The 16460-nt window shown below is 66.8% G+C and carries 14 protein-coding genes; 13 read left to right on the top strand and 1 reads right to left on the bottom strand.

Features of this window, described 5'->3' with window-relative positions:
- Positions 1–13: 13 nt before the first annotated feature.
- The gene (locus AC3ZI9_RS03710; RefSeq protein ID WP_444555055.1) at positions 14–805 is read left to right on the top strand and encodes an SGNH/GDSL hydrolase family protein; all 792 of its coding nucleotides are present in this window, start codon (positions 14–16) and stop codon (positions 803–805) included.
- 45 nt (positions 806–850) lie between these two features.
- Here the strand turns inward: AC3ZI9_RS03710 and AC3ZI9_RS03705 are convergent, their stop codons facing one another.
- Positions 851–2257 (bottom strand): sugar porter family MFS transporter, encoded by a 1407-nt coding sequence (locus AC3ZI9_RS03705; protein WP_444555054.1) that lies wholly within the window; start codon positions 2255–2257, stop codon positions 851–853.
- Between the two features lie 265 nt (positions 2258–2522).
- Between AC3ZI9_RS03705 and AC3ZI9_RS03700 the strand changes: the two genes are divergently transcribed.
- The 12 genes from AC3ZI9_RS03700 to AC3ZI9_RS03645 all read left to right on the top strand — a co-directional run bounded on the left by AC3ZI9_RS03700 (position 2523) and on the right by AC3ZI9_RS03645 (position 16407).
- Positions 2523–3407: a TetR family transcriptional regulator C-terminal domain-containing protein gene (locus AC3ZI9_RS03700; RefSeq protein WP_444555053.1), complete on the top strand. Its 885-nt coding sequence runs from the start codon at positions 2523–2525 to the stop codon at positions 3405–3407.
- A complete protein-coding gene (locus AC3ZI9_RS03695) occupies positions 3397–4278 on the top strand; it encodes a beta-keto acid cleavage family enzyme (RefSeq protein WP_444555052.1) in 882 nt (293 codons plus the stop codon). Before AC3ZI9_RS03700 ends, AC3ZI9_RS03695 begins: the two co-directional genes overlap by 11 nt.
- A gap of 10 nt (positions 4279–4288) precedes the next feature.
- Positions 4289–5257, top strand: coding sequence for a 3-hydroxyacyl-CoA dehydrogenase NAD-binding domain-containing protein (locus tag AC3ZI9_RS03690; RefSeq protein WP_444555051.1), 969 nt, complete (start codon positions 4289–4291; stop codon positions 5255–5257).
- Entirely contained in the window at positions 5258–5698 is a 441-nt protein-coding gene (locus tag AC3ZI9_RS03685; RefSeq protein WP_444555050.1) for a thioesterase family protein, read from the top strand.
- 27 nt (positions 5699–5725) lie between these two features.
- A complete protein-coding gene (locus tag AC3ZI9_RS03680) occupies positions 5726–7345 on the top strand; it encodes an ABC transporter substrate-binding protein (RefSeq protein WP_444555049.1) in 1620 nt (539 codons plus the stop codon).
- Positions 7342–8301, top strand: a complete 960-nt coding sequence (locus AC3ZI9_RS03675) for an ABC transporter permease (protein WP_444555048.1) — start codon at positions 7342–7344, stop codon at positions 8299–8301. Before AC3ZI9_RS03680 ends, AC3ZI9_RS03675 begins: the two co-directional genes overlap by 4 nt.
- Entirely contained in the window at positions 8298–9194 is an 897-nt protein-coding gene (locus AC3ZI9_RS03670; protein ID WP_444555047.1) for an ABC transporter permease, read from the top strand. Before AC3ZI9_RS03675 ends, AC3ZI9_RS03670 begins: the two co-directional genes overlap by 4 nt.
- Positions 9195–9196: 2 nt before the next feature.
- A complete protein-coding gene (locus AC3ZI9_RS03665; RefSeq protein ID WP_444555046.1) occupies positions 9197–10912 on the top strand; it encodes an ABC transporter ATP-binding protein in 1716 nt (571 codons plus the stop codon).
- Between the two features lie 13 nt (positions 10913–10925).
- On the top strand, positions 10926–12143 hold the full coding sequence (locus AC3ZI9_RS03660; protein ID WP_444555045.1) for a serine hydrolase domain-containing protein: 1218 nt from the start codon (positions 10926–10928) through the stop codon (positions 12141–12143).
- Positions 12144–12199: 56 nt separating this feature from the next.
- Positions 12200–14038, top strand: coding sequence for a glutaminase A (gene glsA / locus AC3ZI9_RS03655; protein WP_444555044.1), 1839 nt, complete (start codon positions 12200–12202; stop codon positions 14036–14038).
- Positions 14039–14118: 80 nt separating this feature from the next.
- On the top strand, positions 14119–14583 hold the full coding sequence (locus AC3ZI9_RS03650; RefSeq protein WP_489923847.1) for a MarR family winged helix-turn-helix transcriptional regulator: 465 nt from the start codon (positions 14119–14121) through the stop codon (positions 14581–14583).
- 42 nt (positions 14584–14625) lie between these two features.
- Positions 14626–16407 carry an MFS transporter gene (locus AC3ZI9_RS03645; protein ID WP_489923846.1) on the top strand — a complete coding sequence of 594 codons (1782 nt, stop codon included), beginning with the start codon at positions 14626–14628 and terminating at the stop codon, positions 16405–16407.
- Positions 16408–16460 lie beyond the last annotated feature (53 nt).

Here is a 16460-nt window from a genome sequence, read left to right as displayed (position 1 = left end):
CCAGGAGTAATCAGTGCACGACCCCACCCCCGCCGGGACCGACCGTCCCACGCTTCGTTCCCGCCTGTCCTCCCGGCCCCGTACCGCGCTGCTGGCCGGGATGGCCGTATTGGCCGTGACCGCCGGAGCCATCCTGGTCGGCGGGCAGGGGCAGCCCCAGGGGCAGGAGGCGCTCTTCTCCGACGGCTTTCCGATGGCGCGCCCGATGGCGGCCGGGGACGCGCAGGCGGTCACGTTCTCCGTGGTCGGGGACTCCATCACCGCCGATCACGCCTATCCGGAGCAGGTCTCCCGGCGGATCGTCGGCGAGAGGTCCTGGGCCGTCTTCGCCCAGGACCCCGCCACGACCTTCGCCGGCGGATGGGCCCGGGGAGGTGCCACCACCGCTCAGATGCTGGACGGCTACACCCCCGTGCCCTCCGACGTGCTGGTGGTGATCGCCGGGACCAATGACATCCGCGCCGGGGTCCCCTTCGAACGGATCGGGGAGAACCTGCAGGACATCATTGCGCAGGCGGATTCCGACCGGGTGCTCGTCTCTTCCGTCCCGCCGCGGAACGAATTCCGCACCCGCACCGTCGAATACAACGCGTGGTTGCACGATTTCGTCCTCGAGCAGGGGTGGGGCTGGATCGACGGGTCCCGGGGCCTGCGCGATTCGACCCATCCGGAGGTCTACGCCGAGGGCCTGAGCTACGACGGCACCCACCCCACGGCGGAAGGGGCCCGGATCCTGGGCTCGGCGGTCCAGGCCGCCCTGGGCACCCAGCCCACGGCCCAGGACACCACGGTCGACCTGCCCTAGCCACCCCGTCCCGGGAACAACGAGGGGCGGTATCGACGGGTGCTCCTACTGCATGGACTCGAGTTCGCGGCCCTTGGTTTCGGTGACGAACTTGAAGACGAAGAAGAAGGACAACAGGGCAAAGAGCGCGTACAGCCCGTAGGCGAAGACCAATCCGGCCTCGGCCAGCGACGGGAAGGTGGTGGTGACCAGGAAGTTGGCCAGCCATTGGGCGGCTGCGGCCACCGAGAGGGCCACGGCACGCATCTTATTGGAGAACATCTCACCCAGCAGCACCCAGACCACCGGCCCCCACGTCGCGCCGAAGGCGACGACGAACACGTTGGCGGCGATCAGCGCGATCACGCCCCAGGGCTGCGGCAGCGACACGTCGTCGCCGGTGCCCATCGCCTGGCTGAAGGCGACGGCCATCAGGCCCAGGGCGACGGTCATGCCGGCTGAACCAGCCAACAGCAGGGGCTTGCGGCCCACCTTGTCGACCAGCAGGATGGCGACCACGGTCACCAGGATATTGGTGACCGAGGTGATGACGGTGATCGTGAACGAGTTTTCCTCGGTGAAACCGACGGACTTCCACAGGCTGGTGGAGTAGTAGAAGATGACGTTGATGCCCACGAACTGCTGGAAGACCGAGAGCAGGATGCCCACCCAGACGATCGGCAGCAGCCAGCCCTTGCCTCCCACGAGGTTGCGCAGGCCCTGGTTCTTCTCGGTGCTGATGGTGGACTTGATCGAGGCGATCTTCTCGTCGACCTCGTCCCGGCTTTTCAAACCGACGACCTCATGCAGGACCTTGGCGGCCCGGGCCAGCTGGCCGCGGGCCACGAGGTAGCGCGGGGACTCGGGGATCTGCCAGGCCAGTGCCCCGTAGAGGACTGCCGGGATGATCTCGGTCAGGAACATCCAGCGCCAGGCTTCGATACCCAGCCAGCTCACTTCGGAGGCGCCTCCTGAGGTCGCCGCGATGAAGGCGTCGGCGAGCAGGGCGACGAAGATGCCCAGCACGATCGCCATTTGCTGCAGGGAGGCCAGCTTGCCGCGACTGTGCGCGGGGGCGACCTCGGCGATGTAGGCCGGGGCCAGGACCGAGGCCATGCCCACGCCCACACCGCCGATGGTGCGCCAGATGATCAGATCCACCGGGCCAAAGGCAAAACCGGAGCCCAGGGCGGAGATCGTGAACAAGACGGCCGCGACCAGCATCGCCCGCACCCGGCCCTGCTTATCGGCGAAGGGTCCGGCGAACCAGGCGCCGACCATGGCGCCCAGGAGTGCGCAGGAGACGGTGAATCCCAAAAGGACCCCGCTGAGGGCGAATTGTTCCCCGATGGCGTCGACGGCACCGTTGATCACGGCACTGTCGAATCCGAAGAGGAATCCGCCCAATGCGGCGACAATGGAAACCATCACCACTTTTGTGGGGGTCGAGTCATGTTCTGTTGAGACGCTCATGCCCGCAATCGTACGCCTTTGCGCCCCTGCCGGGCAGAGGCTGGCGGGGGCACGGAAACGCCGCGAAACATGAACTTGATCACCCCCCGACCCCGGGCCCCATCGCCGGTCGGAATGCGTCTTCCCCGCGCCCACCGAGCCGGGCGGAAACCGGGCATCGATCGCCTCCGCGACAGCTTCAGAGATCGCCATGAATCGCAATTCATGATTGATTGTCAATCAACTCACTTGCCATGTTCGCAAGTCCTGTTCTACTGTTGGCCCCATGCCAACCGCCGAATCCTCCGCCGACACACTCGCAGACCGTGCCCGGCGGGCCATCCACGACTCGGGACTGGCCCAACGTGACGTCGCCGCCCTCATCGGCATCGACGAGACCAAACTGTCCAAATCACTCAAGGGCATCCGACGCTTCAATCCCGAGGAACTGACCCTGCTGGCCACCAATACCGGCGTGACCGCCAATTGGCTGCTCTCCGGCTCCGACTCCACGGCAGGAGCCTCGGTGGCCCCCTCCTCGGGCATCCTGCCCACCCGGCACCGCGAAGACACCACCTCGGCCCGCAAGCGCCGGCTGATCATCGAACAGTCCTGGTGGCTCTTCGCCGAAATGGGCCACGCCAACGTCAGGATCTCCGATATCGCCCGGGAAACAGGCATGTCCCCGGCTTCGGTGCACTACTACTTCCCGACGAAGCTGGAGATCTTCGCCGAGGCGCTGCGCTACTCGGTCAAGCTGGCCTTCGACCGCCAGGTCACTGAGTTGCACGCCATCCCGGATCCGGTCCAGCGGCTCAAGCAATTGATCCGCCTCCAGCTCCCCGAAGGGGTGGCCGGACGGGCCGAATGGTCGATCTGGCTGCAGACCTGGGGACAGGCCGCCGTGGACCCGAGCCAACGAGACAACCATTCACATGGCTACGAACGCTGGCGCCAAACCGTGGAAGGCATCATCGCCGACGGCCAACGCAGCGGGGTGTTCCGCTCCATCGACGCCGCCGATCTGACCTTGGACATCACCAGCCTGATGGACGGCCTGGGCATCAAGGTCCTGACCGGCATGCTGACCACCGTTCAGATGCAAGAGCACATCGAAAATTTCATTGACCGCACCATCGTCACCCCCGAGGAGTCATCCCATGAATCGTAAAGTCATCGTCACCTGCGCCCTGACCGGCGCCGGGGACACCACGTCCAAGAGCGAATTCGTTCCCGTCACCCCGGATGAGATTGCCGCCGATGCCATTGCCGCGGCCCGGGCCGGCGCCTCGGTCGTCCACATCCACGTGAGGGATCCCGAAACCAAGCAGGGCTCGCGCGATACCGAGCTCTACCGCGAGGTCGTGCGCCAGATCAAGGAATCGGACGTCGATCCGGTCATCAACCTCACCGCCGGCATGGGCGGGGACCTGGTGGTCGACCCCTCCGAGCCGACGGCCCAGTTGCCGGGCACCGATCTGGTCTCGGGGCTGGAGCGGCTGACCCACGTCGAGGAGCTGCGCCCGGAGATCTGCACCATCGACTGCGGTTCGCTGAACTTCGGCGAAGGCAGCAACCTCTACGTCTCCACCCCCGACATGCTCCGCGAGGGCGCCGCCCGCATCAAGGAACTGGGTGTGAAGCCGGAGATGGAGATCTTCGACACCGGCAACCTCTGGTTCGCCAACGTCATGGTCGAGGAAGGGCTGATCGCCCCGCCGCCGCTCTACCAGCTGTGCATGGGCATCCCCTACGGCGCCCCCGTGGATCCTGCCCTGCTGCAGGCCATGGTGAACATGCTGCCCGAGGGGGCCCAGTGGACCTCCTTCGCCATCGGCCGCAACCAGCTGCCCTGGGTCGCCCAGTCGGTGCTCCTCGGTGGCCACGTCCGCGTCGGATTGGAAGACAACCTCTACCTCTCCAAGGGCGTGAAGGCCACCAACGCACAGTTGACCGAACGTGCCATCGGCATCGTCACCGGCATGGGTTCCTCCGTGGCCACCCCCGACGAAGCCCGCGAAATCCTCAAGCTCGAAAAGTAAGGCCTGATTCATGAGCAACTACCCCAACCTGCACGACGTCGAAACGGTGGCCTGCGTGGGCATCGGCACCATTGGTGGCGGCTGGGCCGCCTACTTCCTGTCCCGCGGTTTCCGCGTCCAGGCCTGGGACCCCTCCGCCGATGCCGGTGACAAGTTGGCCGCGCTGATCGATGCCGCCTGGCCGGCGCTGACCCAGTTGGGTCTGGCACCGAATGCTTCCAAGGACAACTGGTCCGTCCACGCCGAACTCGCCGACGCCGTGTCCGGTGTCGGGTTCGTCCAGGAAAGCGCCCCCGAGGACCTGGACCTCAAATCGGATCTGCTGGCCCGGATCGACGCGGTGACCGACACCGACGTCGTCATCGGTTCCTCCACCTCCGGTTACGGGATGAGTGAGATGAACCAACGTGCGGCCCACCCCGAACGCCTGGTCGTCGGCCATCCCTTCAACCCGCCGTACCTGATCCCCCTCGTGGAGGTCGCCGGCGCCGAAGGCACCGATCCGGCAGCGGTGGCCTGGGCCTCGCAGTGGTATGACTTCATCGGCAAGTCGGTGATCACCATGGACCGTGAGGTCCCGGGCTTCATCGCCAACCGCTTGCAGGAGGCGCTCTGGCGCGAGGCCCTGCATATGATCGACAACGGCGAGGCCACGGTCGAACAGATCGATCTGGCCATCACCGATGGCCCCGGCCTGCGCTGGCCGATCCAAGGCCCCATGCTCACCTTCCATCTGGCCGGTGGGCCCGGCGGCATGGCCCATATGCTGGACCACTTCGGCCCCTCCTTGAAGTCGCCGTGGACCCGGCTCGATGCCCCGGAACTGACCCGGAAGCTGCGCGATGACGTCATCGCCGGTTGCGACGAGGAAGCCGGCGAGCGCGGCTTCGCCGATCTGGTCGCCGAACGCGACGCGGCCATCATCGCCGTCCGCACCGTGATCGGGGAGCTGAAGGCGGCACCGAAGGCGGCGGTCTAGGTGGCGCTGGAACCGTATTCCACGGCTGTCCTGCCCGAATGGATCGACTATAACGGCCACCTCTCCGAGGCCTACTACGTCCTCGTCTTCGGTTTCGCCACCGATGCGGCCATGGAGACGCTGGGCCTGGGCCCCGTCTACCGGGAGGCCACCTCCAATTCGCTGTACACCGTGGAGGCCCACGTCAGGTATCTGGATGAAACCGGTCTCGGCGCCGAACTGGAGGTCACCACCACGGTGGCCGGCTCGGGGGCCAAGAAGCTGCATCTGGCCCACACCATGCGGGTCGATGGCGCGGTGATTGCCACCGAGGAGATCCTGGGGCTGCATGTGAGCCAGGAAACGGGGAAGACCCTTCCCTTCGGACAGGACATCCTGGACGCCATCGAAATCCATCGCGATGACCCCCCGGACTGGAGCGGCCGATCCATCACCTGCTAGCCATCCGCCTACTCCAGGAGCCCCACCGTGACTTCCTCCCCACCTTCCCTCTTTCCCATGCCTCCCCCGGCAGCCCGCGCCCGACGTTCCGGGCCTGAGGGATTCAGCCGCCGGGCATTGCTCGGCAGCGGAATGGCCCTCGGCCTCGGCGCCGTGCTGACCGCTTGCGGGGCCCAGCCCTCGGTCATTGCGGCACCGACCGGCAATCCACAAACCGGCGGGACCCTGCGCGTCGGGCTCTCCGGAGGTGGCGCCTCAGACACCCTGGACGCCCACATCCCGGTGAACACGACGGATATCGCCCGCGTGGTCAACCTCTACGAAGCACTGCTGTACCGGGATGAGAACTACGACCTGCAGCCGCTGCTGGCGCTGAGTGCGACGCCGGATGAAAAGGCGATGGTCTGGACCGTGAAACTGCGTCCAGGAGTCGTCTTCCATGATGGACGCCCGGTGCGGCCCGAAGACGTCGTCGCCACGTTCAAGCGCATCACCGATCCCGAGGATCCCAAATCCGGTGCCACGGCGCTGGTCGTCCTCGACGAGGTCGCGATCGTGGGCAAGGACACCGTTGAATTCCGGTTGAACTCCCCGTCGGCGACCTTCGACGACTCCTTGGGCCAATACTCGATGGGGATCGTCCCCGCGGATTACGACGCCGCGAAGCCGGTGGGAACCGGCCCCTTCAAGGTCAAGAGCTTCTCGCCCGGCCGGCAGTCGGTCTTCTCCCGCAACGACGGCTATTGGCGCGATCACGAGCCCTATCTGGACGAGTTGGCCATCCTGAACTTCGATGATGACGACGCGATGATCAATGCCCTGCTGTCCAGCCAGGTCGACGCGATCGGACAGATCCCGTTGGCACTGACCGAAGTCATCGGTTCGGACCCGCGTATCGGGATCCTGAACTCGGAGACCGGCATGTGGCTGCCGTTCACCATGCGGGTGGACCGCAAACCCTTCGACGACGTCCGGGTCCGGCAGGCCTTCAAGCTCGCCGTGGACCGGGAGCAGATGATCGAGCAGGTCCTCAGCGGCCACGGCACCATCGGCAACGACGTCTTCGCCCCCTTCGACCCCGGAACGACCGGGTTGACCCAGCGCACGCAGGATATCGCCAAGGCCAAGTCCCTGCTCGCCGAGGCGGGGTACCCCAACGGACTGGACGTGGAGCTCGTCACGGCCCCCATCCAATCCGGCGCCGTCGAGGCGGCCCAGGTCTTCGCCCAACAGGCGGCGGCCTCCGGGATCAGGGTCAAGATCCGCCGCACCGACACCACCACCTATTTCGGCGACGACTACCTCCAATGGGACTTCGCCCAGGACTTCTACTACACCCGCAACTTCCTGCCGCAGGTGGACAACTCCCTGCTGAAGGATTCCCCCTATAACGAAACCCACTGGGACAACGCCGATTTCGTCGACCTCGTCAACCAGGCCAAGGCCACCGTGGACGAAGACCAACGCAACCAGCAGATCGCCAAGGCCCAACGCCTGCTCTACGACGAAGGTGGATACATCATTTGGGGACACCCCAACCAGGCCGATGCCTTCCAGCACTATGTCGCCGGACTGGTACCCAATAAAACCGGGCTGGCCCTGTCCGGCTACGAATTCCGTCGTGTGTGGATGGGAGGCACGAAATGATCCTCAAACTCGTTTCCCGACGCCTGTTGGTCAGCGTGCTGATCCTGCTGGTCGTCTCCATCATGGTCTTCGTGGCCACCCTGCTGCTCCCCGGAGACCCGGCCCAAGCCGTGCTCGGCCAACAGGCGACCCCCGAACGGCTCGAGGCGCTGCGTGAGCAGATGAACCTCAACGACCCGGTGGTCATGCGCTACCTCTCCTGGCTCGGAGGACTGTTCACCGGCAACTTCGGCTACTCGGCGGCCACCGCCGGCCCGGTCTCCGCCCTGATCGGCGAGCGCATCACCGCCTCGCTGGTCCTGATGGGCATCGCCGCGGTCATCAGCATTCCGGTGGGCATCATCGTGGGCACCTACAGTGCCTTGCGTCGTGGCCGCTTCGCCGACCATGTCGCGACCACCACTTCGCTGGTCCTGGCCGCGATGCCCGAGTTCGTCATCGGCATCGTGATGATCACGCTCTTCTCCACCACGGTCTTCAAGATCCTTCCCTCCGTCACCCTGGCCCCGCCGGGTGAACCCGTCTGGAACTATCCGCTGCAGCTGGTGTTGCCGGCCCTGACCCTGGTCCTGGTCGTCACCCCCTACATCGTGCGGATGATGCGTGCCACGATGATCGAGGTGCTGGATTCCGGCTTCGTGGAAATGGCCCGACTCAAGGGCGTCCCGGAGCGCACGGTGATCCTGCGCCACGCAGTCCCCCATGCGCTGGGCCCCGTGGCCCAGGTGGTCGCCATCCAGTTGGCGTGGATGGCCGGCGGCGTGGTCGTCATCGAGTTCCTGTTCCGCTACCCGGGCATCGGCCAGGCCCTGGTCGACGCCGTGTCCAACCGTGACGTCCAAGTCGTCCAGGCGATTTCGATGCTCATCGCCGCCGCCTACATCGTGGTGAACCTGCTGGCCGACATCGTCGGCATAGCCACCAACCCGAAGCTCAGGACGGAGTCCGCCCGATGAGTACCAACAACACCCCCACCGACATGGCCGGATCGGCCATCGACGACGAAGTCTCCTCCGCCCCCGGGTTGTTCCGGCGCATGATGCGCCAGAAGCAGGCCAGGATCGGCGCCGTGCTGACCGGGATCGTGCTGCTGGTGGCCCTGGTGGGCCCGCTGCTGCTTCCCTGGGCCACCGGATTCACCAGCACCTCCTTCTCCGGTAGGCCGTTCCAACCGGACGGCATCTTCGGAACCGACAACCTCGGCCGCGACATCCTCAGCCGTTTCCTCGACGGTGGACTACGGCTGCTGGCCTACGCGGCCCTGGCCACCGCCCTGGGCATGGTGGTCGGTGTGGTGATCGGCATGGCCGCCGCCTACTCACGGCCCTGGCTCGACAACCTGATCATGCGCTCCAACGACGTCCTGCTGGCCTTGCCGCAGCTGGTCTTCGCCCTGTTGGCGATCACCGTCCTGGGCCCCAAGGGCTGGGTCCTGGTGACCGTCATCGGCATCACCCACGCCCCCCGGGTCGCCCGGGTGACCCGTTCGGCGACCGCCTCGGTGATCACCGAGGACTTCGTCCGCGCCTCGGAAATGTATGCCGTCCCGAAATGGAAGATCCTGCTCAAGGACGTGCTGCCGAACATCACCGGCCCCCTCATGGTGGAACTGGGCCTGCGCATGACGTACTCCATCGGTTTCGTCGCCGCCCTGTCCTTCCTGGGCCTGGGCATGCAACCACCGACCGCCGACTGGGGCCTGATGATCAACGAGAACCGCATTGCGTTGACCGTCCAACCCTGGGGCGTCATCCTGCCGGTGGTGGCCATCGCCATCCTGACCGTCGGGACCAACCTCCTCACCGATTCCCTGGCACGGGCCTCGGCCAACCTGAACGCGGGAGAATGAACATGGACACCGTGAAGAACGAAGCACCAACCGTCGCGGCACTGCGGGCCACCGACCTGCGGGTCGCCACGCTGGCCGGCAAGGAGATCCTGCACGGGATCGACTTCGAGTTGCACCCGGGACGGATCCTGGCGCTGGTCGGGGAATCCGGATCGGGGAAGACCACCGCGGGCCTGGCCTGCATGGGTCATTTCCGCCAGGGCCTGAAACTGACCGCCGGCTCCGTCCATCTGGGTAGCGAAGAGGCCTCGGGCAACCTGCTCGAGCTCAGCGCCCCGAAGGTCCGGGTCCTGCGGGGCGGATCCATCTCCTATGTCCCGCAGGACCCCGCGCTGTCGTTGAACCCCGCCATGCGGATCGGCGAGCAGGTCCTGGAGACGCTCCAGGTCCACGGCTTTGGTGCGAACGACCACGAGCGCGCCGCCCGGGTGGACGAGGTCCTCACCGAGGTCGGCCTGCAGAACGATGCAGCCTACCGCCGCCGCTACCCCCACCAGCTCTCCGGTGGACAGCAGCAGCGCGTGGGGATCGCCATGGCCTTCGCCTGCCGTCCCTCGGTGATGATCCTGGATGAACCGACCACCGGCCTGGACGTCACCACGCAGGCACTGGTCCTGGAAACCATCCACGAAATGGCCGAACGGCATCAGGTCGCGGGCCTGTACATCACCCATGATCTGGCCGTCGTCGCCACGGTCGCCGACGAGGTCCTGGTCATGCTGTCCGGCGACGTCGTCGAACGGGGCTCCATCCAGGACGTGTTGTTCTCGCCCCGGCACCGCTATACCCGCAAACTGCTCGCCGCGGTTCCCGACCTGGCCGGCAAACGCCGGGTGGGCGATGTGGAGGCGATCACCGGGGAACAACCCCTGCTGATCCCCGGGCCCCACGCCCCCGGGGAGCCGCGTATCAACACCATCCCCGAAGCCTCGGCAGCAGAGTCTTCCGCGGACGCAACGTCGTCGTCCACCGAGGTCCTCTCGGTCTCGGGGCTGGAGCTGTCCTACGGTCCGGCCCGGATCCTCGACGGAATCGACCTCACACTCGAGGCGGGCGAGTCGATGATGCTGCTGGGCGAATCAGGGTCGGGCAAGACCACGCTCTCGCGGTGCATCGCCGGACTGAACGACGACTACCACGGCACCGTTTCGCTCCGTGGCACCGCACTGGCCGAGGGGACCCGTGGGCGCACCGCCGAAGAGCGCCAAGCGATCCAGTACGTGTTCCAAAGCCCCTTCTCCTCACTGAATCCGCGGCGCAGCATCTGCGAATCGGTGGAGGTGCCCTTGGAGATGGCCGGGATATCCAGTCGGCGCAAACGCCGCACCCTGGTGCACGAGGCGCTGGACCAGGTCAAGCTGGGCTCCAGCTACCTGGACCGCCGGCCGGGCGAACTCAGCGGTGGCGAGCGCCAGCGTGCTGCCATCGCCCGCGCCCTGGTCAACGCGCCCTCGGTCCTGGTCTGCGACGAGATCACCTCCGCCCTGGACGTCTCCGTCCAGGCCTCCATCCTGGACCTGCTGCGCACCCTGCAGTTGGACACCGGGATGTCGATGCTCTTCGTCACCCACAACATCGCCTTGGCCCGGCATATCTCCCAACGGCTGGCCGTGTTGCAGCGCGGACTGATCGTGGATCTGGGCCCCACGGAAGAGGTGCTGAACAACCCGCAGCACGCCTACACCCGTCAGCTGCTCGACCATGTCCCCACGTTCTAAGGAAGCTCCCACCATGCCCACCGACACCTCGCCAGCGCCTTCACCAGCGGGCGGTTCGGCATCCCTCACCCTGCAATCCCATAACGATGCGGCTCTGCCCGCGGCGGACTTCGCCATGCTGCAGGAGACGTTCGCCAAACACCTCCAGGCCAGCGCCGGCGGGATGTCCTTCTGTGTCTACCGCGAAGGCGCCCCCGTGGCCCGTTTCCATGGGGGCACGACGGTGAAGGCCGGAATGGACCCGGCACCGGGACTGGCCGGCCCGGCCGTCTGGGACGAAAACACCCGTGCCGTGCTGTTCTCGGGAACCAAGGGCCTCGTGGCGACCGTAGCCGCGATCGTCGTCGGCCGCGGCCAACTCGACGTCCGCCGTCCGGTCGCCGACTACTGGCCGGAGTTCGCCGCAGCCGGCAAGGCCGACGTGCCGGTGTCGATGCTGCTGAACCACACGGTCGGGCTGGTCTATGTGGACCCCGAACCCGACGGGGAAAACACCAGGTACGACAACCGGCTCAACGCCTCCATCCTGGCCGCCCAGGCCCCGCTGTGGGAACCGGGGACGAAGGTCGCCTACCATGCGATCACCTATGGGTACCTGATGGCCGAGCTGCTGCTCCGGGCCACCGGCCAGGACATCGGCACCCTCATCCGCGAACTGCTTGCCGAGCCGTTGGGCCTGGACCTGCACCTGGGACTGCCCCCGGAACTCGACGGAAGGGTCGCGACCATCTTCCGGGCCGATGACTACGCGATCAGCACCTTCCTCAAGGATGCCGAACGACGCCGGATCGTGGACCGGATGTATGCGGGCTCGCTCACCGGGGAGAAGGACTGCTTCAATTCGGTGGAGATGCGCCGCGGGCAATTGGCTGCCGGCGGAGGGATCGCCACCGCCGAATCCATGGCCAGCCTCTACTCCCAGCTGGCCGCCCCGGGACAGACCCTGGTGGATCCCACGGCCCTGGCCGACGCCACCGGGACCTGGTCCGAAGGCGTCGACGCGGTCAACGACCGTCCGCTGCGCTTCGGCCTCGGCTACGAGCTCGCCGACCCGATCGGCACCTACGGCCCCGTGGCCCCGGCCTTCGGACATTCCGGTGCCGGCGGCGGACTCCACGGGGCCTGGCCGGGCAAGAACATCGGCTTCTCCTTCCTGATCAACGAGATGCTCTCCGAGGACCAGGACCGGCGCGTGAAGGACCTGCTGGCGGCGCTCGCCCGGATCGTCTAGTCCCGGGGCCGGGGTTTCGCCCGCCGGGGCCCCGGCGCTGCCGCTACTGTGTGGGTATGCAATCCCCCATCGAGAGCTACCTGCGACGGCTGCACACCGAATTGTCGAGCCTGCGCGACGGGACCCCCTACCAGGACATCCCCGCGACCTCCCATGGCAACCCCGACGACTTCGCGATCTGCCTGGCCACGGTCGACGGCTACGTCTACGAGGTCGGCGATGCCGATACCGAGTTCTCGATCCAATCGGTGTCCAAGCCGTTCACCTACGGCCTGGCCCTGGAGGACCTGGGCCCGGACGCGGTGGACGAGAAGATCGACGTCGAACCCTCCGGTGATGCCTTCAACGAGATCTCGCTCTCCGAGGGCACCGGCCGGCCGGCCAACGCGATGATCAACGCCGGGGCCATCGCCGCGACCTCGCTGATCAAGGGCTCGGGCGGACGCCAGGGCTTCGAGAGGATCCTGGCCACCTATTCGGATTTCGCCGGCCGGCCGTTGAAGGTCCGCGAATCGATCTACCGCTCGGAGATCCGCACCGGCCACCGCAACCGGGCCATGGCCAACCTGCTGCGCAGCTTCAACGTCATCGAACACGACCCGGAAAAGGCGCTGCGCAACTACTTCCGCCAATGCTCGGTGATGGTCAACGCCCGGGATCTGGCCCTCATGGCCGCCACCCTGGCCAACGGCGGCACGCAGCCACTCACCGGCAAGGAGGTCATGGGGATCGATTCGGTCCAGCGGGTGCTTTCGGTGATGATGACCTGCGGCATGTATGACGACGCCGGATCGTGGACCAGCGCCGTGGGCATGCCCGCCAAATCCGGGGTCGGCGGCGGCCTGCTGGCGGTCCTTCCCGGCCAGTTGGGCTTGGCGGTCTATTCCCCGCCGTTGAACGAGCACGGCTCCCCCGTGCGCGGGGTGGCCGCCTCCGAACGCATGGCCGCGGACATGGAACTGCATTTCGTCCGGGCGGCCCGCATGGGCCGCTCGGTCATCAGCGAACGCTACGACCTGACCGAGGCTCCCTCCGGGGTCCGCCACAACGACGACGCCGCGGCGGTGCTCGAAGAGCACGGGCACCGGGCGCAGATCCTCGAACTGAACGGGGACCTGCTCTTCGCCGGCGCCGAGTCGATGGTCCGGGCCATCAGTGCGCTGCCCGAAGAGGTGGAGCTGGTGATCCTGGACGTGCGCCGGATCGACGAGGTCGGGGATGTGGCCCTGACCATGCTCTCCGAGGTGCGCGACGGGCTGGTCGAGGAGAAACGCCGGCTGATCCTGATCGAAACCGAGGGGGTCATCGCCGATGCCATGACCGCCGGGCGCAACGACGTCCCCGTCTTCGGCACCCGCAACGACGCGGTGGAGTGGGCCGAGGAGTGGATCATTGCCCTGCACGGCGGCCCCGGGCTGGTCCCCGACGTCGTACGGCTGCCCGATTTCCCCGCCGTGGGGCCCCTGGAGCCGGAACAGATCACTGCCCTTGAAACGCATATGGAGGAACGCACCTACGACGACGGGCAGGTCATACGGCGGGTGGGACAGAAGTTCGGCGGCGTCTATTTCATTCTCTCGGGCAAGGTGGCCACCACCAGCACCCAACAGGGACACCGGTTCCGCCATGCGACACTGGGTGCCGGCATGACCTTCGGCGAGATCGCTCTGGGCGGGGACCGCGGCCAGTCCCTGCGCGTCACGGCCGAGGGGCGGGTCCAGCTCAAGGTACTGCCCGCCGAAGCCATCGCCCACCTCGAGGCCGATGATCCGTCGTTGGCCCTCTCCTTCTGGAAGGCGGTGGCCCGCGACGCCTACACCCGCGTGGAGCAGAGCTTCCGCGAGGCAGCCGTGCGCGAACGCGACCAGACCTTCCACGACGAAACGAACCGCTGAAGGGCCGACCCGACCCGCTGGCGTCGTTCCCCAGGACACATTATTTCTTAAATTGCATAGGTCTTTGATATAAATAACTTATGCAAAACATGACGCGGGCCCCCGAGCCGGAGGAAATCTCCGACGTGGCCGGGCTGCTGGAGGAACTCTTCCGGCTCTCCCGGCGGCTGACCCCACCCGGGAACTACTCGTTGACCGTCTACTCGGCGTTGGCCTCGCTCAAACGCCATGGAGACGCCCGCCTGACGGCACTGGCCGCCCATGAGGGCGTCAGCCAGCCCTCGATGACCCAGGCCGTCGGCCGGCTCAAACGCGAAGGCCTGGTCCAGCAGGTCCCCGATCCCAGCGATGGTCGAGCCGTCCTGATTTCGATCACGGACACCGGCCTGGCAGCCCTGGCCGCCCGGAGCCAACGCCGCAGCGAAGGCGTCGCCGAGCTGCTGGCCGCACTGGATGCCACCGATCAGCATTCGATCATCGCCGCGACCGGGGCCCTGCGCCGGCTCATCGACGCAGTCCCCGACCAACGCCCCGACGGCAAATAAGCACAGCACCAACCCATCCCATATCCCTCGATTGGAGCACCGATGACCGGAGCACCAACGACCAGCCCTTCCCGGCCGGCCAGTCCCTTCAAACAACCCAAAGCCGTCTGGGTGCTGGCCTTCGCCTGCGTCGTCTCCTTCATGGGGATCGGCCTGGTGGACCCCATCCTCCCCGCCATTTCCGAACAGCTGGAGGCCTCGCCCAGCCAGGTGACGCTGCTGTTCACCAGCTACCTGCTGGTTACCGCCGTCGCGATGCTCTTCACCGGGTGGATCTCCAGCCACATCGGGGCCAAACGCACCCTGGTCTACGGCCTGACGATCATCGTCATCTTCGCCGCCCTGGCCGGCTTCTCCGGGTCCATCGACGGCATCGTGGGCTTCCGCGCCGGGTGGGGTGTCGGCAACGCGATGTTCATCGCCACCTCGTTGGCGGTCATCGTGGCCTCGGCCAGCGGCGGCTTCGTCGGGGCCATCGTGCTCTACGAGGCGGCCCTGGGCCTGGGCATGGCCGCCGGGCCGCTGGTTGGCGGCCTGCTGGGCTCCATCTCCTGGCGCGGCCCCTTCTTCGGGGTCGCCGGCCTGATGCTCATCGCCCTGATCGCCACCATCGTGCTGGTGGAGCCCACGCCCAAACCCGTGAAGAAGACCTCCATCCTGGATCCGCTGAAGGCCCTGCGCCACCGCGGTCTGCTGACCATGTCGCTGATGGCCCTGTTCTACAACTGGGCGTTCTTCACCGTGCTGGGCTACGCCCCCTTCCCGATGGGCCTGGACGCGATCCACCTGGGCTTCGTGTTCTTCGGCTGGGGTGTCCTGGTCGCCGGGTTCTCCGTCTTCGGGGCCCCCTGGCTGCAGCGCAAGCTCGGCATCGCCGGCACCTTGTACATGAACCTCTCGCTCTTCGCCGTGACGATCCTGATCATCGGCATCTGGGTGCACAACACCTCGGTGCTCATTCCGGCGGTCATCGCCACCGGCATCTTCATCGGCATCAACAACACGGTTACCACGCAGGCCGTCATGACCGTCTCACCGGTCGAACGCTCCGTCGCCTCGGCCGCCTACGGCTTCGTCCGCTTCATCGGCGGCGGCCTGGCCCCGCTGGCCGCCGGCAAACTGGTGGAGCACTACAACATGCATGTGCCCTTCATCCTCGGCGCCGTGGCCCTGGTCATCGGCCTGGTCATCCTGATGTCGGGACATAAGCTCCTCCGCAAGGCCGAAGAAGCACAAGCCGCCGATACAGCGGCGGCAGGCTCCACCGGGGAACCGGGTCTCGAAGCACCCGAAGACGCCCTGGCCATTGCCGACCGCCGGATCATCCCCGTCGAACATGCAGCCACCGCCGTCGTCCCCGAAGGGCTCCAGGGAGCCGTCGTGGCGGCCATCGGCTCCTCCGACTCCGCCGACCGGATCGTGGACAAGGCCCTGCGGGTCGCCGCCGCCGCGAAACTTCGGGTCGACGTGATCCACGTCCTGGAATCGGCCATCGCCAGTGATGCAGCAATCGACGGCGAGGACCTGGACACGGCGTCGGCAGCCGTGCGCGCCCAGTTGGATCGCCTCGCCGCCGCAGGCGTCGGCGCCGCCGGATACGTGTTGGGCACCGGGCCGGGCCGCCCCGAGGACCATGCCGGTGCCGGACGAGCGGTGGCCGAATATGCCAACCGCATCCAAGCCAGGTCCCTGGTCATCGGGGCCCCGACCCATGGCGGGCTCTCCGCGCTCATGGACGCCTCCGCCAGCCAGGAGATCTGGCGTACCGCCCACACGGATGTCACCATCGTGAACCCGGAGGCGGCGCAGCCCGTCGGGCCCTGACCGGGTCTTGCACGATTCCGTTGGCCCGTCCGGCACCTGGTGCCGGGCGGGCC

Source organism: Arthrobacter sp. AOP36-F1-5 (genome assembly GCF_058137995.1).
The sequence above is the reverse complement of the archived record's forward strand: the minus strand, read 5'-3'. Positions and strand labels throughout refer to the sequence as shown.

Excerpts from the sequence above, each read along its gene's own strand:
- AC3ZI9_RS03705 (WP_444555054.1), bottom strand. The coding sequence starts at position 2,257 with ATGAGCGTCTCAACAGAACATGACTCGACCCCCACAAAAGTGGTGATG.
- AC3ZI9_RS03700 (WP_444555053.1), top strand. The coding sequence starts at position 2,523 with ATGCCAACCGCCGAATCCTCCGCCGACACACTCGCAGACCGTGCCCGG.
- AC3ZI9_RS03695 (WP_444555052.1), top strand. The coding sequence starts at position 3,397 with ATGAATCGTAAAGTCATCGTCACCTGCGCCCTGACCGGCGCCGGGGAC.
- AC3ZI9_RS03690 (WP_444555051.1), top strand. The coding sequence starts at position 4,289 with ATGAGCAACTACCCCAACCTGCACGACGTCGAAACGGTGGCCTGCGTG.
- AC3ZI9_RS03675 (WP_444555048.1), top strand. The coding sequence starts at position 7,342 with ATGATCCTCAAACTCGTTTCCCGACGCCTGTTGGTCAGCGTGCTGATC.
- AC3ZI9_RS03670 (WP_444555047.1), top strand. The coding sequence starts at position 8,298 with ATGAGTACCAACAACACCCCCACCGACATGGCCGGATCGGCCATCGAC.
- AC3ZI9_RS03665 (WP_444555046.1), top strand. The coding sequence starts at position 9,197 with ATGGACACCGTGAAGAACGAAGCACCAACCGTCGCGGCACTGCGGGCC.
- AC3ZI9_RS03660 (WP_444555045.1), top strand. The coding sequence starts at position 10,926 with ATGCCCACCGACACCTCGCCAGCGCCTTCACCAGCGGGCGGTTCGGCA.
- glsA (WP_444555044.1), top strand. The coding sequence starts at position 12,200 with ATGCAATCCCCCATCGAGAGCTACCTGCGACGGCTGCACACCGAATTG.
- AC3ZI9_RS03650 (WP_489923847.1), top strand. The coding sequence starts at position 14,119 with ATGCAAAACATGACGCGGGCCCCCGAGCCGGAGGAAATCTCCGACGTG.
- AC3ZI9_RS03645 (WP_489923846.1), top strand. The coding sequence starts at position 14,626 with ATGACCGGAGCACCAACGACCAGCCCTTCCCGGCCGGCCAGTCCCTTC.